At 68.2% G+C, this 22,591-nt stretch carries 20 protein-coding genes; 11 read left to right on the forward strand and 9 right to left on the reverse strand.

The window, feature by feature from the left end:
* Positions 1-35 precede the first annotated feature (35 nt).
* Positions 36-746, forward strand: a complete 711-nt coding sequence (locus tag ACRB8A_RS17365) for an SAM-dependent methyltransferase (RefSeq protein WP_432245210.1) — start codon at positions 36-38, stop codon at positions 744-746.
* A 57-nt stretch (positions 747-803) separates the two neighbouring features.
* Here the strand turns inward: ACRB8A_RS17365 and ACRB8A_RS17370 are convergent, their stop codons facing one another.
* Entirely contained in the window at positions 804-2,237 is a 1,434-nt protein-coding gene (locus ACRB8A_RS17370; protein WP_432245211.1) for an MFS transporter, read from the reverse strand.
* 86 nt (positions 2,238-2,323) lie between these two features.
* Between ACRB8A_RS17370 and soxR the strand changes: the two genes are divergently transcribed.
* Complete coding sequence (gene soxR, locus ACRB8A_RS17375; RefSeq protein WP_050686393.1) at positions 2,324-2,809, forward strand: redox-sensitive transcriptional activator SoxR; 486 nt, start codon at positions 2,324-2,326, stop codon at positions 2,807-2,809.
* Here the strand turns inward: soxR and ACRB8A_RS17380 are convergent.
* A complete protein-coding gene (locus ACRB8A_RS17380) occupies positions 2,797-4,053 on the reverse strand; it encodes an MFS transporter (protein WP_082178335.1) in 1,257 nt (418 codons plus the stop codon). The genes soxR and ACRB8A_RS17380 overlap by 13 nt on opposite strands.
* 73 nt (positions 4,054-4,126) lie before the next feature.
* Between ACRB8A_RS17380 and trmB the strand changes: the two genes are divergently transcribed.
* On the forward strand, positions 4,127-5,056 hold the full coding sequence (trmB, locus tag ACRB8A_RS17385; RefSeq protein ID WP_050686437.1) for a tRNA (guanosine(46)-N7)-methyltransferase TrmB: 930 nt from the start codon (positions 4,127-4,129) through the stop codon (positions 5,054-5,056).
* On the opposite strand, the gene ACRB8A_RS17390 is transcribed toward trmB, so the two are convergent.
* Entirely contained in the window at positions 5,049-5,495 is a 447-nt protein-coding gene (locus ACRB8A_RS17390) for a hypothetical protein (protein WP_056595589.1), read from the reverse strand. The two genes, trmB and ACRB8A_RS17390, sit on opposite strands and share 8 nt — an antisense overlap.
* Positions 5,496-5,497: 2 nt before the next feature.
* A complete protein-coding gene (locus ACRB8A_RS17395; protein ID WP_432245212.1) occupies positions 5,498-7,087 on the reverse strand; it encodes a WXG100 family type VII secretion target in 1,590 nt (529 codons plus the stop codon).
* Positions 7,088-7,255: 168 nt separating this feature from the next.
* Here ACRB8A_RS17395 and ACRB8A_RS17400 point away from each other — a divergent pair, with 168 nt between their 5' ends.
* Both ACRB8A_RS17400 and ACRB8A_RS17405 read left to right on the forward strand, forming a co-directional pair.
* Complete coding sequence (locus tag ACRB8A_RS17400; protein ID WP_285240524.1) at positions 7,256-8,134, forward strand: DUF1206 domain-containing protein; 879 nt, start codon at positions 7,256-7,258, stop codon at positions 8,132-8,134.
* A gap of 31 nt (positions 8,135-8,165) precedes the next feature.
* Positions 8,166-8,660, forward strand: coding sequence for an SRPBCC family protein (locus ACRB8A_RS17405; RefSeq protein WP_056595595.1), 495 nt, complete (start codon positions 8,166-8,168; stop codon positions 8,658-8,660).
* Between the two features lie 25 nt (positions 8,661-8,685).
* Here the strand turns inward: ACRB8A_RS17405 and ACRB8A_RS17410 are convergent, their stop codons facing one another.
* Positions 8,686-9,711 (reverse strand): LacI family DNA-binding transcriptional regulator, encoded by a 1,026-nt coding sequence (locus tag ACRB8A_RS17410; RefSeq protein ID WP_432246061.1) that lies wholly within the window; start codon positions 9,709-9,711, stop codon positions 8,686-8,688.
* A 228-nt stretch (positions 9,712-9,939) separates the two neighbouring features.
* Here ACRB8A_RS17410 and ACRB8A_RS17415 point away from each other — a divergent pair, with 228 nt between their 5' ends.
* The 5 genes from ACRB8A_RS17415 to ACRB8A_RS17435 are packed head-to-tail and all read left to right on the forward strand — an operon-like array spanning position 9,940 to position 15,067.
* Entirely contained in the window at positions 9,940-11,163 is a 1,224-nt protein-coding gene (locus ACRB8A_RS17415) for a sugar ABC transporter substrate-binding protein (RefSeq protein ID WP_432245213.1), read from the forward strand.
* A gap of 5 nt (positions 11,164-11,168) precedes the next feature.
* A complete protein-coding gene (locus ACRB8A_RS17420; protein ID WP_432245214.1) occupies positions 11,169-12,188 on the forward strand; it encodes a carbohydrate ABC transporter permease in 1,020 nt (339 codons plus the stop codon).
* Positions 12,189-12,198: 10 nt separating this feature from the next.
* Positions 12,199-13,089, forward strand: a complete 891-nt coding sequence (locus tag ACRB8A_RS17425) for a carbohydrate ABC transporter permease (protein WP_432245215.1) — start codon at positions 12,199-12,201, stop codon at positions 13,087-13,089.
* A 41-nt stretch (positions 13,090-13,130) separates the two neighbouring features.
* Positions 13,131-13,910: a ThuA domain-containing protein gene (locus ACRB8A_RS17430; protein ID WP_056595599.1), complete on the forward strand. Its 780-nt coding sequence runs from the start codon at positions 13,131-13,133 to the stop codon at positions 13,908-13,910.
* Positions 13,907-15,067, forward strand: a complete 1,161-nt coding sequence (locus ACRB8A_RS17435; protein ID WP_432245216.1) for a Gfo/Idh/MocA family protein — start codon at positions 13,907-13,909, stop codon at positions 15,065-15,067. The genes ACRB8A_RS17430 and ACRB8A_RS17435 overlap by 4 nt, the downstream gene beginning before the upstream one ends.
* Before the next feature lie 84 nt (positions 15,068-15,151).
* Here the strand turns inward: ACRB8A_RS17435 and yicI are convergent, their stop codons facing one another.
* Positions 15,152-17,332 (reverse strand): alpha-xylosidase, encoded by a 2,181-nt coding sequence (yicI, locus tag ACRB8A_RS17440; RefSeq protein WP_056595604.1) that lies wholly within the window; start codon positions 17,330-17,332, stop codon positions 15,152-15,154.
* A 5-nt stretch (positions 17,333-17,337) separates the two neighbouring features.
* Positions 17,338-19,431, reverse strand: a complete 2,094-nt coding sequence (locus ACRB8A_RS17445) for a beta-galactosidase (protein WP_432245217.1) — start codon at positions 19,429-19,431, stop codon at positions 17,338-17,340.
* A gap of 25 nt (positions 19,432-19,456) precedes the next feature.
* On the opposite strand from ACRB8A_RS17445, the gene ACRB8A_RS17450 reads away from it, so the two are divergent.
* The gene (locus ACRB8A_RS17450) at positions 19,457-20,482 is read left to right on the forward strand and encodes a LacI family DNA-binding transcriptional regulator (protein WP_050686373.1); all 1,026 of its coding nucleotides are present in this window, start codon (positions 19,457-19,459) and stop codon (positions 20,480-20,482) included.
* Positions 20,483-20,529: 47 nt separating this feature from the next.
* Here ACRB8A_RS17450 and ACRB8A_RS17455 read toward each other — a convergent pair whose 3' ends face one another.
* Together ACRB8A_RS17455 and ACRB8A_RS17460 are read right to left on the reverse strand one after the other, a co-directional pair.
* Positions 20,530-21,483, reverse strand: coding sequence for a carbohydrate ABC transporter permease (locus ACRB8A_RS17455; protein WP_050686371.1), 954 nt, complete (start codon positions 21,481-21,483; stop codon positions 20,530-20,532).
* Positions 21,480-22,502, reverse strand: coding sequence for an ABC transporter permease (locus tag ACRB8A_RS17460; RefSeq protein WP_432246062.1), 1,023 nt, complete (start codon positions 22,500-22,502; stop codon positions 21,480-21,482). Before ACRB8A_RS17460 ends, ACRB8A_RS17455 begins: the two co-directional genes overlap by 4 nt.
* Positions 22,503-22,591: the final 89 nt, after the last annotated feature.

The raw sequence follows: 22,591 nt of genomic DNA on the forward strand, positions 1-22,591 counted from the left end.
TTGCCTTTGGGGGCGCCGCGGGGCAGGCTTGAGGCATGAGCGAACACGCGGCGCACCAGCAGGGAACGCACGACGCCGGAGCCTCCGCCGAAGTGATCGGCACCGGGGCCACGGCCGCCGAATGGGACGAACGGTACCGTTCCAGGGCGCAGGTCTGGTCCGGTAAACCCAATCCCCAACTGGTCCGTGAGGCCGGCAGCCTGCGGCCCGGGAAAGCCCTGGACCTTGGCGCCGGGGAAGGTGCGGACGCCATCTGGCTGGCACACCAGGGCTGGCACGTAACCGCCGTCGACGTGTCCGCCGTGGCACTGGAACGCGCGCAGGCGCACGCCGCAGCCGCCCATAAAAAGGCCACCGACGAAGGCATTGCGGGCCGGATCGCCTGGCAGCAGGCGGATCTGGCCCATTGGCAGCCGGAGGGCCAGTACGAGCTGGTCACCTCCCAGTTCCTGCACTCCCAGGACCTGGCCTGGCAGGTCCCGCTGCGGGCAGCCGCTGCCGCGGTCAAGCCGGGCGGCACACTGCTGGTGGTGGGGCACCACCCGGACAAACTGCCCCCGTGGGGCGGCGCCCACACCCACGACGGAATGTTCTACACCTGCGAGGACCTGGCCAGGGAGCTGTCGCTGGATGCCGCGGAGTGGCAGATCGAGGTGCTCACCACCCGCGACCGTCCCATCACCGGGCCCGAGGGCCAGGAGTTCACCATCGCCGACGTGGTGCTGCGCGCCACCCGGCTGCTATAGCCGGCGGCCAGCAGCAGGACCCGGACTCCGGCTCGGATCCCAGCCCGGGAAAGCCCCCTACCGAACCCGTGCTGCCTTCCGCGCCGGCCGGTCCGCCGCGGGGATCCGGGGCGCCACCACCACGGCAATGGCCGCCAGCAGGGCCGCCAGCCCAAACACGCCCACAAAGCTGCCGCCCATCGCCGCCAACCCGGTGAAGATGATTGCCGTGGCCGCCAGGGCCAGGGCCCCGCCCAGTGAGTCGGCGATGCTCATCGCGGAGCTGTTGAAGCCCTGGGTCGCTTTGGTGGACAATGCCAGGGTGAGGACGCTGAGCCGCGGATACACCAGCCCCATGCCCGCTCCGGCAAACACCCAGCCGGCAATGGCCACAGCCGCCGGCCAGTCCAGCCACGTGGTCACCAGCGCCACCACCACTGCGCCAAACACGGCTGCGGAGCCAATCCGGATGGCCGTGCGGTGGGCCAGCCGCTCCCCCAGCCTGCCCTGCACCGTGGAAGCCCCGGCCCAGGCCAGGGCGCCAACGGTCAGCGTCAGCCCGGCAAACTGCGGCGAAAAGCCGTACCGCTCAATCAGGAGGTATGGCAGGTACACCTCGGTGCCGAAGAACGCAGCGGAAACCAGGCCCCGGACCAGGATGACGCTGGGCAGCCCGCGGCGCGCCCGAAGGGTCCCGCCGGGAACCAGCGGGCGGACCGCCACCAGGGCCACGGCGACTGCCACTGCTGCCAGCAGGACGGGCGCCGCGGCAAAGCCGTCCACCCGGACCCCGGCGGACAGGTTCAACCCGAGCACGGCCAGCGCTGCCAGCGCCGCCCAGGCCAGCCGCCCGAATTCCCAAGGCGGCAGCACGGAGCCGGCAGGTTCGTGCCGGCCCATCCCGCGGAGAGCCGGGACCAGCATGGCCAGGGCGGGGACCACCAGGAACACCACGCCCAGGAACACCCAGTGCCAGCTCAGGGCGCTCGCCACCACACCGGCGGCGAAGGGACCCACCAGGGACGGGATCACCCAGGCCGCGGAGAATGCGGCAAAGATCCTGGGGTGCAGCGCCGCCGGGTACACCCGCGCCACCATCACGTAAAGCGCCACCGTGATGGCGCCGCCGCCCAGGCCCTGCACCAGCCGGCCGGCCACCAGGACCGGCATGGTGAGGGCAGTCCCGGCGATCAGCAGCCCCACCACAAACATGGCCACGGAGAGGTAGAGCGGGGCTGTAGGGCCCCTGCGGTCGGACCAGTTTCCGGCGGCCACCATGCCCATGACGCCGGTGGCCAGTGGCCCTGCGAAGGCCAGGGCGTACAGGGCGGCGCCGTCCAGTTCCCGGCTGACCAGCGGCATGATAGTGGTCACCGCCAGGGACTCGAAGGCGCTCAGGAACACCAGTGCGCAGGCGCCGATGGTGACCCACACGTGCGGGCGCTGGAGGATTCCCGGGCTGGCGGGGTCTTGCGGTTTTTCGAGCACGGGTTGGGCCTGTTCGGTGGTCATGGAGGCTACGCTAAGACCTCAACCAAGGTTGAGGTCAAAAGCGCAGCGGGTGCCTGCCTGCGGGCGGCAACGGGTTTGGGGGAAGCATGGCACATGAGGCGGCAACGGCGCACCAGCTCCTGGGCGTCGGCGAGGTGTCGCGCCGCAGCGGCGTCTCGGCGTCGGCCCTGCATTTCTATGAACGCAACGGGCTGGTCAGTTCCGAACGGACGGCCGGAAACCAGCGGCGCTACCGGCGGGACACGCTGCGGCGGGTGGCGTTCATCCGGGTGTCGCAGCGCGTGGGGATTCCGTTGAAGGACATCCTGGCTGCGCTGGAGTCCCTGCCGGAGAGCCGCACCCCCACCAAACGCGACTGGGAACGGCTGTCCCGGCTGTGGCGGTCCGAGCTGGATGCCCGCATCGCGGCGCTGGAACACCTCCGGCACGATCTGGACGGCTGCATCGGCTGCGGTTGCCTCAGCCTGAAATCCTGCCAGCTGCAGAACCCGGGGGACGCATTGGCGGGCGACGGCGACGGGCCGGTCAGGTGGCGCAGCCCCGGCGCGGCCCGCCCGCATCAGTCCACGTAGCGGCGGATGCCGGCGCGGTAGCCGAATACTGCTGCGAGCGCGCCCACCAGCAGGAACATGATGCCAGCGGCAGTGAAAGAGCCGGTGGCCTGATGGAGTTGGCCCACCAGCAGCGTTCCGGTGGAGCCAAGCCCATAGCCCACGCCCTGCATCATGCCGGACAGGTGGGCTGCGGTGTGGCCATCGCGGGTGCGGAGCATGATCATGGTCAACGCGACGGCGGTGAGGCTGCCCTGCCCCAGCCCCAGCAAGCCGGCCCAGGCCCACACCAGGTCCAGCGGGCCGAAGATACTCAGCGCGAACCCGCCGCCGGTCATCAGCGCCACCACCGTGTTGATGGCCCGCTGGTCCCGGAACCGCGCGGCCAGGGCCGGGGCGAACAGGGAGCCCAGCATCTGCAGGCCGATACTGACGGAGACCATCAGCCCGGCTGTGGCACCGTCCACGCCGCGCTCGCGGAGGATGGGCGCCAGCCAGGCGAAGACACTGAAGGACATCATCGCCTGCAGCACCATAAACAGCGTGACCTGCCAGGCCACCGGGGACCGCCACACGTTGGCGCCCCCGCTGTGGACCCGCAGCCGGGCCGGCCGGCTGCGGAGGGCGGCGGGCAGGAAGAGGAGAAGGACGACGGCGGCCGGCACCGCCCAGGCCCACAGCGCCACGGTCCACTCCCCTGTGGCCGTGTACACGGGGTAGGTGAAGCCGGCGCCGAGGGCTGCGGACGCGCAGATGGCCGTGGTGTACAGCCCTCCCATCAGGCCCAGCCGGTGCGGGAAGTCCCGTTTCACCAGGCCCGGCAGGAGCACGTTGCACAGGGCGATCGCGGCACCGCAGGCCGCGGTGCCGGCGAGGAGGGCGGGCAGGTGTCCGGCCCCGGGTCCACTGGTCCCGGGTCCGCCGGCCGGTCGCAGCAGGAGCCCCGCGGTGAGGACCGCCATGGCGCCGAGCAGCACCCGCTCCGGCCCGAACCGGCGGGCCAGTACGGGCGCCAGCGGCGCAAACACCCCCAGCAGCGTGACCGGCACGGTGGTCAGGACCACCACCGCCCAGCCAGGGAGTGCTGCCTGCGCGGTGATTTCCGGCAGGATTGCGGAGAAGCTGGAGAACACGGTGCGCAGGTTCAGCCCGATCAGCACCAGGCACACACCCAGGTAGATGGCCTGCCGCCTGCTGGCGGGCGGGGCATCGCCGCCGGTGCCGGTCCGGGGCCGGCCCGCGGCACGGGCTGCTGCTTCGCTCACCCGCCCATTCTTACAGGCTGCGTGGCCGCCGCCGGAAACCGCTCCGGGGTGCCCGGGCGTTATTCTGGAGGGGATGAGTGAATCCCCAGAATCCCCCCAGCAGCCGCATGTCCCCCGGCCCGTGACGCCCGGGACCCAGGCCTCGTTTGGCACCTACGGCGGCCGGCCGGTCAGCTTTGTGCGCCGCGGCACTCGCCTGCAGGGCCGCCGGCAGGCAGCCTGGGAGGAGCACGCGGAGCGTTGGGCCGTGGATGTGCCCCGGCACATCGCCAACACGTCGGTCCACCCGGACTACACGTTCGACGCGCAGGCGGAGTTTGGCCGCACCGCTCCATTGATTGTGGAAATCGGCTCAGGGCTGGGCGATGCCATCTGCCACGCCGCAGAGGAAAACCCGGACACCGACTTCCTGGCCGTTGAGGTGTACACCCCCGGCTTGGCCAACACCATCATCAAAATCAACAGCCGCGGCCTGAAGAACGTCCGCGTGGTGGAGGCCAACGCTCCCGAGGTCCTGGCCACCATGCTGCCGGCAGGGTCCGTCAGCGAACTGTGGGTGTTTTTCCCGGACCCCTGGCACAAGTCCCGGCACCACAAACGCCGCCTGATCCAGCCCGAATTTGCGGACCTGGCCGCCCGGGCGCTCAAACCGGGCGGGCTGTGGCGCATTGCCACCGACTGGTCGAACTACGCCGTGCACGTCCGGGACGTCCTGTCGGATTCCGTGGACTTCGAGAACCTGCACACCGGCCAGCGCCGCGGCCCCGAGAGCCCGCTGACCCAGGTGTGGCAGTCCGGCGTCGAATCCCTGGTGGGCGGCGCCCCGGTCCGTGAGGGCCGGGCACCGGTCAGCACCGAACACACCGGCCCCAACGAAGGCATCGACGAAACCGGTGGCTGGGCGCCCCGCTTCGAAGGCCGGGTCCGCACCAGCTTCGAGGCCAAGGCGCACGAGGCCGGCCGGCTGATCTTCGACCTCTGTTACCGGCGCCGGCTCAGCTGACCCGGATTCCGGCGACAATCTCCTTGAGCATGTCCAGCCGGGGCTCCACGCCGGCATCGAGGTAGGGCCAGACCACCACAACCCCCAGGAAGCGCCCACTCTCCCACAGGCCCACGGTGGCGGCCACCTTTCCGTTCCCGCCGGCGTCGTTATACCCAACAACGACGGCGTACGCGGCTTTGCCGGGCAGGTTCAGTTCGCCCTCGGCCAGCTGGGTCCCGGCCCGGTCCTCGAGGTAAAAATCAGCCATCAGGTGGGCCCAGCCGTTGGCCTGCGGTGCGCCCTGCACGGACGTGTCATCCTTGATGACCGTCACCAGGACCCCGTTGGCCAGGCCGTACTGTTCGGTGTCCGGACCGGCGGTGGAGTCGTCCAGCGGCTGGGTGTGCGGCGGGAACTCTGCCGTGAAACCCAGCGGCGATTCAATGTGCACGGACATGGTCACAGCCTCTCAAGCGTGGTGTCATTGGGGACTTTATAGTACGTGGAGACGTTGGTGGTGGCCTGGCTTTCGGTCTTGACCTCCACCTCGCCCACCTTCACGTCGATGCCGGCCTCGGTGGAGGCTGTCACCACGTTGTTGACCTGGACAGTGGCGGAACCGGCCTCGTAGAGCCTGGCCGCGTCGGCTGCCGCAGCGGTGTCGTTGCCCAGTGCGACGTTGCGCAGGTAGCTGTCCACCACCGCACGGTTGTCGCCGGAATAGTCCACGTCGATCTTCACGGTGCCCTGCGTTCCCACCGTCACGGAGGACTCCACCTTGGCTGCCTCCACGTCCCCGCCGGCCACCACACCCTGGGCCACGGTGCCGTCCAGGGAAACGGACACGGACTCGATGTTGCTGTCCTTGTCCATGTTGACCTGCAGCCCGCCCGTGCCGGAGGCCTCAAACACGCGGCCGTCCAGGTCAAGCTTGCCCTGGGCCGTCACCTCGGCGGTGGCGGCGGCCGTGCCGTCGGAAAGGTTCCGTTCATACGCCAGGTCCAGCTGGACAGACCCGGAGGCGGCGCCGGCCTCACCCTCGGCGGAGAGGGACAGGGTCCCCTTGGCCTTGTCGGTCTGGCCGGTGGAGCCGTTGTCGTCGGCGGAATCGTTGATGGTGTCCAGGATGTACCCGGGCGGGTTGGAAGCGACGTCCTTGATGTCGCCCACACTGTCCGGGGGAAGGTCGCGGTACATCTGTTCGCGGGCCGCCATGGCTTCCTCCACGCTGCCGAACGTGTACTCGCGGGACACCTCACCGTTCAGCGTCACCCCGGCGGCACCGGAGGGGTCATTAACGCCCAGGCCCATGTTGCCGTAAACCTTCATGGTGGCGGACCCGTCGGCATTCTCCACCACTTCCGTTCCCACTTCAGCGCCGCCGTGGACCCACGCCACCCGCGCTTCGATGGACGCGCTGCCGGTTTCGGAATAGACGGGGATGTCGGCCTTGGCGAGGTCCTGGAGGTGTTCCTTGGCCTGTTCCTGGGCGGCGGCGGGGATGCCGCCGTCCATGCGCATCAGGTCCTCGGCAAAGGGGCCGTCCGCACCCTCCCCTTCGATCAGGTACTGCCGGTCCTCGGCGGAAAGGGACGCCCACCACGCGGCCTGCTCCTCCGGGCTTGCCTTCAGCATCGACGCCAGACCGGACTCCAGCTCACGGCGGTGCTCGGCGGCGGCCTCTGCCTTGGCCGCCTGCTCCTTCAGCCACTCCTTGGCCTGGTCAGCAAAGGACGTGATCCGGTCCCAGGTGCCGCCACCACCACCACTTTCGCCACCGCCGCCCGATGATGAGGCCTGGTCCTGCTCATCGGCGTGCTGGCGCAGGATTTTGGAGTTGGCCCGGAGGCTGGCAACCACCCGTTCCAGGCTGGGGCGGTGGCTGCCGGTCCAGTCCTGGCGGAAACGCTCACCGTCAGTGCCCTTCCACGGCGCCGCCTGGATCTGGCTGTGCAGCGAGGTGGACCTGTTGCCCAGCAGGGCGGCGGCCTGGTCGACCGCTTTAGCCAGGGCGCGCAGCTGGCTGACGTCGGCGCCGTAAAAAGTCATGTGTTCCCCCGGTGACCTTCGCGGTACGTGGTTCGTGCCGCGCTGTGAAGTGCTGGTCTTCATCGTTGCACGGTCGCCCGGCCGGGGCGATGGGGACGGCTCCCCATCACCCCGGCCCATTGCACCGGGAACTACCCCGCGCACCGCCGGCGTGGCACGATTGCATCTGTGTGGGGGAAACTTAGCGCCACACAGCGCTCGCACGGAGGAACAGTCATCAAAAAAGAACTTAAACAGGCAGCTGACACCGCAGAGACTGTCACCAACTCGCGGTCGCTGGAACTGCTGGCACGCGCGGGCTTCGCCGCCAGCGGCGTGCTGCACCTGCTGGTTGGCCTGATCGCCATCAGGCTTGCCATGGGCGGCTCCGGCAGCGCCGACTTCAGCGGCGCCGTTGAGGAACTCTCGGCCCAGCCGGCCGGCCCGTTCCTGTTGTGGGCCAGCTTCGCCGCCTGCGCGGCGCTGGCGCTGTGGCAGGTCAGCGACGCGATTTTCGACTACAACCACCTTCCCACCAAGGACAAAGCCGGCAAGAAGGCCAAGGCAGCGGCGCAGGCAGTGGTCTTCACGGGCCTCGCCCTGACCCTGATGTCCTTCGCCATGGGATCGGGCTCCGGCGGCGATAACAAAAAGACCGCCACGGACCTGACCATCGCCGTGATGAAGGCTCCGGGCGGTGTGGCACTGCTGGTGCTGGTGGGTGTGGGCATCGCCGTCACGGGCGTGGTGTACGCCATCCGCGGCTTGCGTAAATCGTTCGAAAAGCAGCTGCTGATGCCGTCCTCGCACACGGCACGCACCGCCGTGACGGTGCTGGGCGTGGCCGGTTATGTGGCCAAGGGCACGGTCCTGCTGCTGACCGGGATGCTGATCGCCATCGCCACGCTGCGGGCACACCCGGAGGAATCCACCGGCCTGGACGGCGGCCTCCGCGCCCTCCGCGACCAGCCATTCGGGGTGTACCTGCTCGCAGCGGTAGGCGCAGGCCTCATCTGCTACGGCGTCTACATGGTGGTCCGGGCGCGGCTCGCCAAAATGGAGAAGTAGCCCCAGGATCCCCTTTCGCTAGGCTGGAACCATGCCCCAGGTACGCGCCGAACGACTCATCCGCCTCGATCCCGCGACTGTCTTCGCCTTTTCGCAGACCACCGGCGCCTTCCGGCTGAAATGGGACCCGTTCATCTCCGGGCAGGGGTTCCTGGCCGGCGCCACGGCGGCGGGCAAGGGCGTGCAGACCAAAACCCGCTCCCGGCTGGGTCTTGGCATGGTCAGCGAGTACGTTTCCTACGCCCCGCCCCGGAATGTGGGCATGACAATGGTCTCCGGGCCGTGGTTCTTCGGCACGTTCGGCGGCGGCTGGCGTTTCACCGCGCACGACGGCGGCACCAGGGCCGTGTGGAAGTACACCTTTTCCTGCCGCCCACCACTGTTGCGGCCGGTGATGGAGCGGATCGGCACCTGGCTGCTGGGCCGGGAAATCGAGCGCCGCATCGAAGCCTTTGCCAGGGCCTGCGAGGACCCCGCACTGGTGGCGGAATTCCGCACCCTGGCCGCACCGCCGTCGAACGCCTGAGCGCCGAGCCCTGCGGAAACGTGCCTTACTCCACGGCCTCCTCCTGCGCGGGGACGGGACCTGTTGACCCGCCGCCTTCCAGCCGGCACATCACCAGCTCCTGCCGCAGCGACGTGGCCCGGCCTTCCAGCTGGTCAATCAGGGCCGCCACCCCCATCCGGCCAAGTTCGTGTCCCGGGGAGGTCAGCACAGTCAGTTCCGGGTCCACCATGGCAGCCATCTCCGCCGAGGATGCCACGGACAGCACGGACAGGTCCTGGGGAATCCGCCGGCCGGCGCGCCGCAGCCCGCTGGCCAGGCCCGGCGCGGCCTGCTCGTTCTGGACGATCAGCGCCGTAACCCCCGGGTAGGCCGCCAGGATTTCCGCGGCGGCCGCTTTACCGGCGGCCGGGTTCGCCTCGCACGTGAAGGCCGTGGGCACCAGGTCCTGGCGCCGCATTTCCGCCTCGAAGCTGTCCCGCGAGCGGCTGACGGGACCGAAGGCGGCAAGGCTGCGGCTGCCGATGGCGTCATCCAGCAGGGCAATTTTCCGATGGCCCAGGGCCGTCAGGTGCTGCACCGCAGCCACCAGGGTTTCCTCAAAGTTGATGTCCACGTAGGTGAGCTCCTCCGGCGCCCTGGTGCGGCCGATGAGCGCAAACGGCGTGCCGGATTCCTGCAGTTCCTGCACCCGCGGATCGTCCAGTTCAACCTCCATCAGGAGCACCCCGTCCACCAGCCCGTTGGCCGTCAGTTCGGTGGCCTGGCCGGCCTCGTTGCTGATGGGCCACAGCACCAGGTTGTACCCCAGTTCCCTGGCCGTGGCCGCAGCGCTGGTGAAGAACTGGATCACCGTGCCGCTCATGGAATGCTGCAGGGCCGGGAACAGCAGCGCAATGATCCGCGTGCGTTTGCTGGCCAGGGCACGTCCCACGGCGTTGCGCCGGAAGCCCAGTTCCCGCATGGCGGCTTCCACCTTTTCCCGGGTCCTGGCCGAGACGGGTTTGGTGTTGTTGATGGTGAACGACACCGTGGCGATCGAGACGTTCGCATGGCGTGCAACGTCCTGCATGGTGACCACGGCAGATCCTTTCGGAGGGAAATCCCGGGGAACACACGACGGGACGTGCCGGCGGCACCCTTCCAGTAAAGCGGTTAACTTTTTCCTTGACAAGGCCGGGCGGACGGCCCCAGACTCTTCTAAAGCCTTCCACCCAAACCCCGGCCCACCGCGGGTCGAACCATCGGTTAAGCGCTTTACTGAAGCTGACGATCCCGTGAACCGGCAAAGGAGCCACCCATGAAAACACCCCGCAGGATAGCCTCGCTCACCGCCCTTGCAGCCCTGGCACCGCTCGCCCTGGCCGGCTGCAGCAGCGGGGGCGGGGCCGGCGACGGCGGTGACGTGGACAGCCTCAGCATTGTCGACTACTACAACAACGACCCGGACAAGTCCCTGGTCCAGGCGGCCCTGGACCGCTGCGCTGCGGACCTCGGGGTGAGCATCAACCGCGAGACCGTGCCCGGCAAGGACCTGATCCAGAAGGTGCTGCAGCGTGCATCCTCGAAAACGCTCCCGGACGTGCTGATGCTGGATAACCCGGACGTCCAGGAAATTGCGGCCACCGGCGGCCTCTCCCCGCTCAGCACCTACAACGTGGACACGTCCGGCTTTGCCGACGGCATCCTCGAAGCTGCCACCTACGAAGGTGAGGTCTATGGCCTCGCCCCCACGGTCAACACCCTGGGCATCTACTACAACAAGGACCTGCTGCAGGCTGCCGGCGTTCAGCCGCCCACCACCTGGGAGGAACTGAAGGCTGCGGCGGCCAAACTCACCGAAGGCGACCGCTACGGCGTCGCGTTCTCCGGCATCGCCACCTATGAGGGAAGCTGGCAGTTCCTGCCGTTCATGTGGTCCAATGGCGGCGACGAGACGGACCTGACCAGCCCCAAGGTGTCCCAGGCCCTCTCGCTCTGGCAGGACCTGGTGACCGGCGGCTCCGCCTCCGCATCCGTGATCAACTGGTCACAGGCGGACGTCAAGGACCAGTTTGTGGCCGGCAAGGCCGCCATGATGGTCAACGGCCCCTGGCAGATCCCCGCCCTGCGCAAGAGCCCGGACCTCGCCTGGGACTCCGTTAAGATCCCCGTGCGCGAAGCCGGACAGGGATCCGTGGCGCCGCTGGGCGGCGAAGTCTGGACCGTGCCGGAGACAGGCAACAAGGCCAAGCAGGCCAAGGCGGCGGAGTTCGTCGAATGCATCAGCAGCGACGAAAACCAGCTCGCCCTGGCGGAGGCCCGCTTCACCGTGCCCACCAGGACGGCGCTGGCCGGGGAGTACGTGTCGCGGGTCCCGGAAATGGCCAGTTTCACCGAACAGGTGGCTACGGCCCGCTCCCGGACCGGCAAACTCGGCGAGGCCTGGCCGGAGGCCGCCACCGTCATCTACGACGCCATCCAGCTCGCACTGACCGGCAAGGCCAGCCCTGCCGACGCCTTCAAGCAAGCCTCGGCGGGGTAACGGCCATGAACCGCACGCAGGATGTGCAGGGCACGACGGCGGAAGGCGGGGTGGGGGTGGGTCCGGAACGTCCCGGGGTGGCTGAGGGCGCCGCCGCACGGGAGCCCGGGGCAACGAACGCCGTCGCGCCCCGGGGCAGGAAGGTGACCCGCGAAGCCGTGACCCGGCTGCTGTTCGTGGCACCCGCAGGCCTGTTCCTGGTGCTGTTCTTCGGCTACCCGGTGGTTAAGAACATCACCATGAGCCTGCAGGACTACACCACCAAGACGTTCTTCACCGGCGAGGCCCCCTGGGTGGGGCTCGCCAACTACGCCACCGTGGTGAACAGCAACCTGTTCGGTCCGGCCATGGTCAACACGGCACTGTTCACCATCGGCTCCATCGCGGGGCAGTTTGTGATCGGCCTGGCGCTGGCCTGCTTCTTCCGGCGGCGCTTCCCGCTGAGCAACTTCCTGCGTGCCATGCTGCTGCTGCCCTGGCTGCTGCCTTTGATCGTCAGCAGCGCCACCTGGCGCTCCATCCTGGACCAGGACAGCGGCATCCTCAACCAGTTCCTCACCAGCCTGGGCATCATTTCCCAGCCCGTGCCCTGGCTGACTAGCCCAACGGTGGCACTGATCGCCGTCGTGATGGTGAATATCTGGGTGGGCATCCCGTTCAACGTGACCATCATCTATGGCGGCCTGCAGGACATCCCCGATGAACTGTACGAAGCCGCGGCGCTGGACGGCGCCACCGGATGGCGGGCGTTCCGGCATATCACCTGGCCCAACCTGCAGCCCGTAGTCAGCGTGGTGCTGGTGCTCGGCGTGGTCTACACCATCAAAGTCCTCGACATCATCCTGGGCCTGACCAACGGCGGTCCCGCCAATGCCACCCAGACCCTGTCCATCCGCTCCTACCAGGAGTCGTTCACCAACTTCGAATTCGGGGTGGGTGCAGCGTTCAGCAACATCCTGATCCTGATTTCGCTGGTGTTCGCCGTGATCTACCTGCGCGCCAACCGGCGCGCGGTGGACGAGTAAGGAGGCCGCCATGACCACCATGGACCCCACAGCCACCCGGACCCGAGCCCGGACCCGGACCCGGACAACCGGCACCGGCACCGGCACCGCAAAAACCGAGCTGCGGAACGCCGCGTACACGGGCCTGGGCATCGTTTTCCTGGCCGTAATGCTGTTTCCCGTGTACTGGATGGTGAACGCCTCCCTGCAGCCCTCCGGCAACACCCTGACCGCCGGCATTTTCCCGTGGAACCCCAGCTTCGACGGGTATGCCCGCGCCATCGCCGAGCAGGGCCCCAACCTGCTGACCAGCCTTGCCGTGTCCCTGGGAACGGTGGTGTTCAGCCTGGCAGTGGCGGCACCGGCCGCCTACGCGCTGGCCCAGTTCCGCTACAAGTGGGTCAACCTGGCCCTGCTGGCCATCCTGGTGTCCCAGATGATCCCGGGGATCGTGATCGCCAACGCCCTGTACACGGCGTACAACGACCTGGGCCTGCTTAACAGCATCCCGGGCCTCATCCTGGCGGACTCCACCCACGCCATCCCGTTTGTCATCCTCATCATGCGGGCTTTTATGACGGGCATTCCCACCTCCATCGTGGAGGCGGCCCGGGTGGACGGCGCGGGGCTGGTGCGCTCGTTCGTCTCGATTGTGCTGCCCATCAGCAGGAACTCGCTCATCACCGCAGGGCTCTTCGCGTTCCTGTTCTCCTGGAGCGACTTCCTCTTTGCCCTGACCCTGACCACCACGGATGAGGTGCGGCCGGTGACCCTTGGCATCTACCAGTACCTGGGGACACAGGTCTCCAACTGGAGCGCCGTGATGGCCACCGCCGTCCTGTCCTCCCTGCCGGCGATCGCCCTGCTGATCCTGGCCCAGAAATACATTGCGGCCGGCGCCACCGGCGGAGCCGTCAAATAACCATCGCCCGCACGGGCAGGTCCAACCAGTTAGGAAAACGAATGACGCACACCACCGAGCCCGTCAGGGTCCTTGTCTGGGGCGAAAACCGCCACGAACAGGAACAGCCGCACGTTGCCGCCATCTACCCCGCCGGCATGCACACCACCATCCGCGAAGGCATCGAGGAGAACCTCGGCGCCAACGCCAGGGTCCGCACCACCACCCTGGCCGAGCCCGAGCACGGCCTCACCGAGGAAGTCCTGCGGGACACCGACGTGCTGGTCTGGTGGGGCCACGCCGCCCACGGCGAAGTCTCGGATGAGGTGGTGGAGCGCGTGCACCGGCATGTGCTGGCAGGCATGGGCCTGCTGGTCCTGCACTCGGGGCACTGGTCCAAGATCTTCGGCAAGCTGATGGGCACCTCCTGCACGCTGCGTTGGCGCTCCGGGCAGGACCGCGAAATCGTCTGGACCGTGGACCCCACGCACCCCATCGCACAGGGCATCCCGCACCCGTTCATCATCCCGGCCCAGGAAATGTACGGCGAGTTCTTCGACATCCCGGTCCCCGACGAGCTGGTGTTCCTGAGCACCTTCAGTGGCGGCGAGGCGTTCCGCAGCGGCTGCACCTTCAAGCGCGGTTACGGCAGGATCTTCTTCTTCAGCCCGGGCGACCAGGACTACCCCGTGTACCACCACAAGGATGTCCGGCGGGTGATCGCCAACGGGGTCAGCTGGGCCAGGACGCTCCGGCCCGAACGCACCGATCCGGTGCTGCTGCGGTACGAAACCGAGGACTTCTACTCGGGCCACGGCTACCAGGGGGCGATGCACAATTGAGCGCCTTCGAACCTGACTTCGCGGTCCTTCCCCGGGCGACGCCGCTCAAGGTGGTCCAGGTGGGCGCCGGCGGCATGGGCAGAGCCTGGATCGCCGCCCTGCAGGCCAACCCGGACGTGGAACTGGTGGGCCTGGTGGACCTGGACCTGGCCACCGCCCGGGCCGCCGTGCAGGACGCCGGCCTGGCAGGGCTGGTCCTGGGCACCAGCGTTGCCCAGGTTGCCGCTTCCACCGGCGCCGAAGCAGTTGTGAACGTCACCGTCCCGGCCGCCCATCATCCCGTGAACGTGGAGGCACTGTTCGCCGGCCTGCCCGTGCTGTGTGAGAAGCCGGTTGCCCCTACAGTGGCCGAGGGCCTGTCCCTGGCGGCGGCCGCGGAAGCCAGCGGGCAGCTGCTGATGATCAGCCAGTCCCGCCGGTACTTCCACGGCCTCACCCAGCTTAAAGCGGCTGCCGGCCAGCTGGGCGGCATTGGCGTGGTGACCACTGAGTTCTTCAAGGCCCCGCACTTCGGCGGCTTCCGCGAGGAAATGGCGCACGTGCTGCTGGTGGACATGGCCATCCACCAGTTCGACGCCGTCCGCTTCCTCCTGGACCAGGACCCTGTCTCCGTCTACTGCGAGGAGTTCAACCCCGCCTGGAGCTGGTACAACGGGAACGCGGCAGCCACCGCAGTCTTCCAGATGAGCGGCGGCACCCGGTACACCTACACGGGGAGCTGGTGCGCCGACGGGCTGGAGACCTCCTGGAACGGTGCCTGGCGCGTCAACGGCGCCGGTGGCACTGCCGTGTGGGACGGTGCCGGCGAACCGCTGGTGGCCGCCTTATCCGGTCCGGTTGCGCTGGAGCCGGCCAGCCATGCCGAGGAGATTTCCGGCGCGCTGGTGGAATTTGTGTCCGCCCTGCGGACCGGGACGGTTCCGTCCGGGGAGGTGCACTCCAACGTGCTCAGCCTTGCCATGGTGGAAGCTTCAGTGCAGTCTGCCGGCCGGCAGGAAAAGGTACTCATCAGCGACGTGCTGGACCGGGCCTATGCGGAGGCGCTGGCCGCCGAGCGGCGCCCCGATGTCCGGGCCACACTGGCGTCCTGGGAAACACCGCACGCCCGGATCGGCGGGCCGCGGCACGTGCAGCCGGCAGGCAGCCGGGCCGGCTGACGCAGGACAGGCATCTCCTGCCCCGGCCAAAAGCCCGCCTCCCAATCCGGGAGGCGGGCTTTTGTGCGCCGGGGATTATGGGCCTCAGACCACCCGGGCCGCCACGGCACCGCTGCTGACAGTGACCTCGAACTGCGTGCTGGTGCCGTCCGGGGACGGCACGGCGATCCGGCGGGATCCGTCAGCAGCATTAAACGCCTTGAACACCATGTCCGTGGCCCAGTCGTAGTCCGGCCGGTCCGAGACCGTGCCCAGCGGCAGCACCGCGCCTTCCCGGACCCACGTGGCGGCCTGCATCACCGTGTACTCCTTGCGGTGCCAGCGCGGGCCGGCCAGCTGCTCGCCGGTTTCCAGGTGCGTCCAGGTTCCTTCAGGAAGGTAGAAGGACACGGTCCCTGAGGGGTCCATGACAGGTGCCACCAGAAGGTCCGGGCCCAGCATGTACTGCCGGTCCAGGTGCGCGCAGCCCGGATCGCCGGGGAACTCCATAAAGAGCGGACGCATCAGGGGGATGCCCTGGGTGTAGGCCTCTTCCGCCGCTGTCTGCAGGTAGGGCATCAGCCGCATCTTCTGTTCGGTGAAATGCCGCAGCACATCCACGGACTCCTCATCCACCAGCCACGGAACACGGTACGAGTTGGAGCCGTGCAGCCTCGAGTGTGAGGAGAGCAGGCCGAAGGCGATCCAGCGCTTGAAGATCTCCGGCTCGGGGGTGCCTTCGAAGCCGCCGATGTCGTGGCTCCAGAACGAGAAGCCGGACGCCGCCAGGGACAGTCCGCCGCGCAGCGATTCGGCCATGGCGGCAAACGTCGATTCGCAGTCGCCGCCCCAGTGCACCGGCATGGTCTGCCCGCCGGCGGTGGCGGACCGGGCAAAGACCACGGCCTGGCCTTCCCCGAGCTCCTTGGCCAGCAGGTCGAACACCGTCCGGTTGTAGAGCTGGGAGTAGTAGTTGTGCATCCGTTCCGGATCGGACCCGTCATGCCAGGCCACGTCCGTGGGGATGCGCTCGCCGAAGTCGGTCTTGAAGGAATCCACGCCCTGGCCCAGCAGTCCGCGGAGTTTGTCCTGGTACCAGAGCACGGCGTCCGGGTTGGTGAAGTCCACCAGGCCCATTCCTGCCTGCCACATGTCCCACTGCCACACGGACCCGTCAGGCCTTTTCACCAGGTAGCCCCGTTCCAGGCCTTCCTTGAACAGGTACGAACGCTGGGCGATGTAGGGGTTGATCCACACGCAGACCTTCAGGCCGCGTTCGTGCAGCCGGGCCAGCATGCCCTCGGGGTCCGGGAAGGTGGCCGGGTCCCAGATGAAGTCGCTCCAGTGGAAGGAGCGCATCCAGTGGCAGTCGAAGTGGAACACGGACAGCGGCAGGTTCCGCTCGGCCATGCCGTCGATGAAGGAAGTGACGGTCTTTTCGTCGTAGTCGGTGGTGAAGGAGGTGGACAGCCACAGCCCGTAGGACCAGGCGGGGATCCGGGCCGGCCGGCCCGTGAGCTCCGTGTACCGCCGGATGATGTCCTTGGGCGAGGGGCCGTGGATCACAAAGTACTGCAGCCGCTGGCCCTCGACGCTGAACTGGGTCCGGGACACCACCTCGGATCCCACCTCGAAGGAAACCTTCTCGGGGTGGTTCACAAACACGCCGTAGCCGTCGTTGGTGATGAAGAACGGCACGTTTTTGTAGGCGAGGTCGCTGGAGGTGCCGCCGTCCTCGTTCCAGATGTCCACCGACTGCCCGTTTTTCACAAAGGCGCCGAACCGCTCCCCCAGGCCGTAGACATTGGTGCCCACGCCGAGGCTGAGCTGTTCGTGCACAAAGCTGCGCCCGGCGTCGTCCGTAATGACCCCAACGCTGCGCGCGGTGGAACCGGTGAGCAGCCTGCCGTCGCCCAGGAATTCGACCCCCCAGTCCCCGGACGTGCTGATCCGTGCCGTCAGGCCGCCGGATGTGATGCTGGCCGTGCCGTCGCTGTCCGCCGTGGACAGTTCCGGGGCCGCGCCGGTGCGGTTGACGCCGAAGTGGGGTCCGCGGTCCAGGCCGCCCTGGTGGTGCTCGATGGTCACCCCGATCACGTCCGGCATCGGCGCCTCGAACGTCACCGTGAGCTGGGGCAGGTTCAGGGCGTCACCGCGGGAGGCGATGCGTTTGGTGGGGGCGTAAACCGTGAGGGTCCCGTCGCCGGCCACCACTTCGGCGACGTCGCGGGGGTGCAGCGCTGAGTAGCCCTTGCGGTACAGCCAGTAGCCGTCAGTGAATTTCATGGAGGTCAGTGTCCGTTCTCAGTGGGGGCGGGGGTGGCTTTGAGGACCAGGGCGCCGTAGGGCTCCAGGACCAGGTGGGGGCCGTGCGCGGCGCCCGTGAGCACGTCCACGGATTGTTCCGTGAGGTGCACGGCGCGCGGTTCCGGGCTGTGGTTCAGCAGGAAATGGCAGGTTCCGCGGGTGGCAAGTTCGACGTCGGAGGGCAGTTCGCCAACCACCGGTGAGGCCAGGCCGGCGGCAGCAAGCGCGTCCCCCACCAGGAGCGCCAGGGCGGCGTCCGGCAGGTCCGCCCCGGCGTACCAGGCGGTGCCGCGGCCGTGGCTGTTGCGGACCACCGCGGGTTTTCCGGCCAGGGCTCCTTCCGTGAAGGTGGCCACGGCGGTGGCTCCCGGCGCGTCCAGGCGCAGGTCCTCGGACCAGCTGGCCGCGGCCAGGCCAGCCGGCCCGGATTCGGACAGCTCAGGTCCAGCGGGGGCGGAGCCGGGTGTTCCCGCGGCCGGTGCCGCACCGAAGTCCAGTCCCACCGGGCCTGCCATTGGGCGCCATTCCTCGCCGCTGGCCCCCAGCATTCCGGCCAGCACCGACGGGAACCGGCCCTGGCGGAGGTGGCCGTTGCCGTCCGCCACACCGCTGAACGGGCCCACCACGGCGCTGCCGCCCCGCTCCACCCAGCCGGCCAGGCGGGCGGCGTGCTCGTCGCGCAGAAGGAAAAGGCTGGGAACCAGGACCAGGTTGAACCGGTCCAGGTCGGTGCCGGGGTGCACCACTTCGGCGGAAAGGCCCCGGCGCAGGAGCTGCCGGTGGTAGGCCTGCAGCTGGTCCAGTACGGCCAGCCGGTCCGACGGGCGGTCCGGTGCTTCCGCCGCCCACCAGCTGTCCCAGTCAAACAAGATGGCGATCGGCGCGGGTGCGGGTTCGCCGGCCAGGAAGCGGAGCTCCTGGAGGCCGGAGCCCAGGGCTGCCACCTCGCGGAATACGCGGGTGTCGGCGCCGGCCAGGGGCACCACGGCGGAGTGGAAGCGTTCGGCGCCAAAGGCGGACTGGCGGAACTGGAAGAAACAGATCCCGTCCGATCCCCGGGCCAGGGCGGAATACGAGTCGACCCTGAGCGCGCCCGGGTCCTTGGCCGTGTTGTGCGGCCGCCAGTTGACGGCGGAGGTGGCGGATTCCATCAGCAGCCACGGGTTCCCGCCGGCCAGTCCGCGGCAGAGATCGTGCGTCAGGGCGCCGAGTTCCCAGGTGTGGGGCTGCGCCGGGTCCGTGTACCAGTTGTTGCCCACAAAGTCGGCTTCAGCGGCGAAGCTGAAGTAGTCGGCGCCGCGGAAGAATCCCATCAGGTTGGTGGTGATGGGCACCAGGGGTGACTGGCTGCGGATCACGTCCCTTTCCGCTGTGAACAGGCTGAGCAGCGCGTCGGAGGTGAAGCGCCGGAAATCCAGGAGCTGGGTGGGGTTGTGCAGGTAGGGGGCGCTGCGCGGCGGCAGGATCTCGTCCCACCCGCTGTACCCCTGGCTCCAGAACGTGGTGCCCCAGGCGGTGTTCAGGTCCGCCAGCGAACCGTAGCGGCGGCTGAGCCAGTCCTGGAAGACTGCGGCGGTTTCGTCGTCGTAGCTGATCTGTCCCAGTTCGTTGCCCACGTGCCACATGGCCACTGCGGGATGGCTGCCGTAGCGGGCGGCGAGCGCGGCCGTGACCTTCAGGGCGGCGCTGCGGTATTCGGCCGACGACGGCGAGAACTGGTTGCGCGAGCCGTACCAGAGCGTGGCGCCTGACTCATCCGTGGGCAGCGTTCCTGGGTGGCGGTGGCCCAGCCACGGCGGCGGGGAGGCGGTGGGCGTGGCAAGGCACACGTTGATGTTGCCCTGGTGCAGCAGATCCAGGATGCGGTCCAGCCAGCCGAAGTCCCAGGTGTGTTCGGTGGGCTGCAGCCGAGCCCAGCTGAAGACGCCCACGGTGACCAGGTTGATCCCGGCTTCCTGCATCAGCCGGATGTCATCCGGCCAGCTCTCCTCCGGCCACTGTTCGGGGTTGTAGTCGGCTCCGAACAGCAGGCCGGTGCGGTCCGTGATGCTGCTCAGGCCGTGGCTGCGAAGTTGCATGGGATTCCTTGGTTAAATGGGGGGTATGAGCAATCGAAAGGCTTCAACGGCGGCCACCATCAGTGACGTGGCCAAAGAAGCCGGCGTGTCCACGAGTACCGTGTCCTACGTGATGAGCGGCAACCGTCCCATCTCGCAGGAGACCCGTGATGTAGTCGAAGCAGCGATGCGGCGGCTGAAATACAGCCCCCGGTCCAGTGCCCGCGCGCTGGCGTCCAGCAGGTCCAATGTCCTGGGCCTGGTGGTCCCCCTGCGGGCGGATGTGAACGTGGGCGTGGTGATGCAGTTCGTGACCGCCGTGGTCACCACCGCCCGGACCCACAACCAGGACGTCCTGCTGCTGACGCAGGACGATGCCGGCAGCATCGAACGGGTGACATCGCAGTCCATGGTGGATGGCCTGGTGATGATGGACATCGAGGCCAGGGATCCGCGCATCCCGCTGCTGGCGAGGCTGCAGAAGCCGGCGGTCCTGATCGGGATGCCTGACGATCCGCGCGGCCTGAGCTGCGTGGACTTCGACTTTGCCGGGGCGTCCCGCACAGCGGTCCGGCACCTGGCGGAGCTGGGCCACCGGAGCATCGCGTTCATCGGTTCGCCGCCGGCGTCGCTCCGCCGGCATGCCACCTATGCGGACCGGGCCCTGGCGGGCTTCGAGGATGCGTGCCGCTCCCTTGAGATCCAGGACCTGGCCGTGGCCTGCGAGGCCAATTCGAAGGACCTGGCCAAGGCACTCGACAAGATCTTCGCCGCACCGCATCCTGCCACCGCGCTGCTGGTCCACAACGAGGGCCTGCTTCCCATCCTCCGCGAGAACCTCGCGGCCCGCGGCCTGGCCATCCCTGACAACATCTCGGTGGCGGTGATCGCGCCGGCTGACGTGGCCGCGGCAGCCGTCCATCCCTGGACGGCCGTGTCCATCCCGGCCATGGACATCGGCCGGGCCGCCGTGGAGATGGTGATGGACCGGCTCAGCCTGGCCAAACCCGCAGAGCTGCGGCTGATCGCCCCCACCCTGTCGGAGGGCGAGACCACCTCGCCGGCCCGTTAGCGGACTAGCTGGTTCCGGCCGTTGTCCTGGCCGTTGTCCCGGGGCCGTCATCCCTTGACCGCGCCGATCATCACGCCCTTGGTGAAGTGCTTCTGCACAAAGGGGTACACAATCAGGATGGGCACCATGGCCAGCACAATGACGGCCATCTGCAGCGCGGGACCGGCCGCCGCGCCGGAGCCCACATCCACCTGGCCGGGCACCGAGACACCCTGGAGCACGTAGGAACGCAGCACCACCTGGAGCGGGTTCATGGAGCTGTCGTTGATGTAGAGGATGGCGTTGAAGAAGGCGTTCCAGTAGCCCACGCCGTAAAACAGTGCGATCACGGCCGTCACGGCCTTGGACATGGGCAGCACGATCTGCGTCAGGGTGCGCCATTCGCTGGCCCCATCGATCCGGGCACTGTCCAGGATGCCGCGGTCGATCCCCATAAAGAATCCGCGCAGGATGATGATGTTGAACACCGAGATGCAGCCCGGCAGGATCAGCGCCCAGTACGTGTTGATCATGCCCAGCCCGGACACCAGCAGGTAGGCGGGAATGATGCCGGCACTGAAGAACATGGTGATGAGCAGCGTGAACAGGATGGGCGTGTGGGCAAACGATCCCGGCCGGGACAGCCCGTAGGCGCAGAGGATCGACACCAGCATGCTGAGCGCGGTGCCGGTTGCCGTGATGCCCACACTGACCAGCACCGCACGGGTGACCACCCCGCCGCTGAGGATCTGCTGGTAGGCGGCGAAGGAGATCTCGCCCGGGACCAGGACCAGCCCGCCGGCCCTGGTGATGGTGCCTTGGGAGGAAATGCTGGTCAGGACAATGGTGTAGAGCGGCCCCAGCACTGCCAGGACCACCACGGCGAGCACCACCACTTTGCCGATCTTCGCCCCGGCGCCGGGCTCTTCGTCCCAGACGGGCCGTTCAGGCTTGATCCGCGGCGGACGGGCGGGTTTGCCGGGCCGGGCGGAGACGGGGGTTTTGCTGGTCAGGATGCTCATTTGGAGTAGACACCGCTCTCACCGAAGATGTGGGCAATTTTGTTGGCTGTCAGGATCAGGGCCAGGCTCACCAGGCCCTTGATCAGCCCGGCAGCGGCCGCGTAGCTCCAGTCGCCGTTCTGCACGCCGGTGTAATAGACAAACGTGTCCAGGACCTCGGACGCCCCTGCGCCTACGGCATCGCGTTGCAGGATCATCTGTTCGAACCCCACGGTCAGGGAATCACCGAGGCGCAGGATCAGCAGCAGCACAATGACGCTGCGCAGGCCCGGCAGGGTGACGTGCCACATCCGCTTCCACCGGCCGGCGCCATCCACGGCAGCGGCCTCGTACTGGGCCGGGTCGATGGCACTCAGGGCCGCCAGGAACACGATGATGCCCCAGCCGGCGTCCTTCCAGACAGCCTGGGAGGTCAATAGGAACAGGAACGTGTCCGGGTTGGTCATGATGTCCACCGCCTGCCAGCCGTTGGCTCGCAGGGACTGGTTAAGCAGCCCGGCGCCGCCGAAGATCTGCTGGAAAACGGACACCACCAGGACCCAGGAGAAGAAGTGCGGCAGGTACACCACGGCCTGGATCACTGACCGCAGGCGCGGGTTGACCAGGGAGTTCAGCAGCATGGCCAGGGCAATGGGGATGGGGAAAAAGAACACCAGCTGGAAGGCCGTGATCACCAGGGTGTTCCGGACGGCGTGCCAGAAGTCGGCGTCGGCCAGGACTCGGGTGAAGTTTTCCAGTCCCACCCAGGGGCTGTCCGGGATGCCCACGTACGGGGAGTAATCCTGGAACGCCACCACGTTGCCCAGCATGGGCAGGTAGGCGAAGACCGCCAGCAGAAGCACCGCGGGCAGTGCCATCAGCACCAGGGAGCGGTCCCGTTTGAACCGCAGCCGCAAGTTGGCCCTCGGCCTGGTCCCGTCGCCTGTTTTTGCGGGGCCCGTTTTTGTAGGACCCGTTTTGTTGGTGCCTGTTCCCTTGGCGCCCGCGCCGGGGGATCCGCCGGCTGCTGTCCCGGCCACGGCTCCCCCGGCCCGCCCGCTGCCGCGGCCCGGCACGGCCGGTGGCGTCGCCGTCGGCCGCTCCCCGGCGGCTGCTGTCCCGGCCGCCG

The sequence above is a fragment of the Arthrobacter sp. G.S.26 genome (genome assembly GCF_050847375.1).
Lineage (GTDB): Bacteria > Actinomycetota > Actinomycetes > Actinomycetales > Micrococcaceae > Arthrobacter.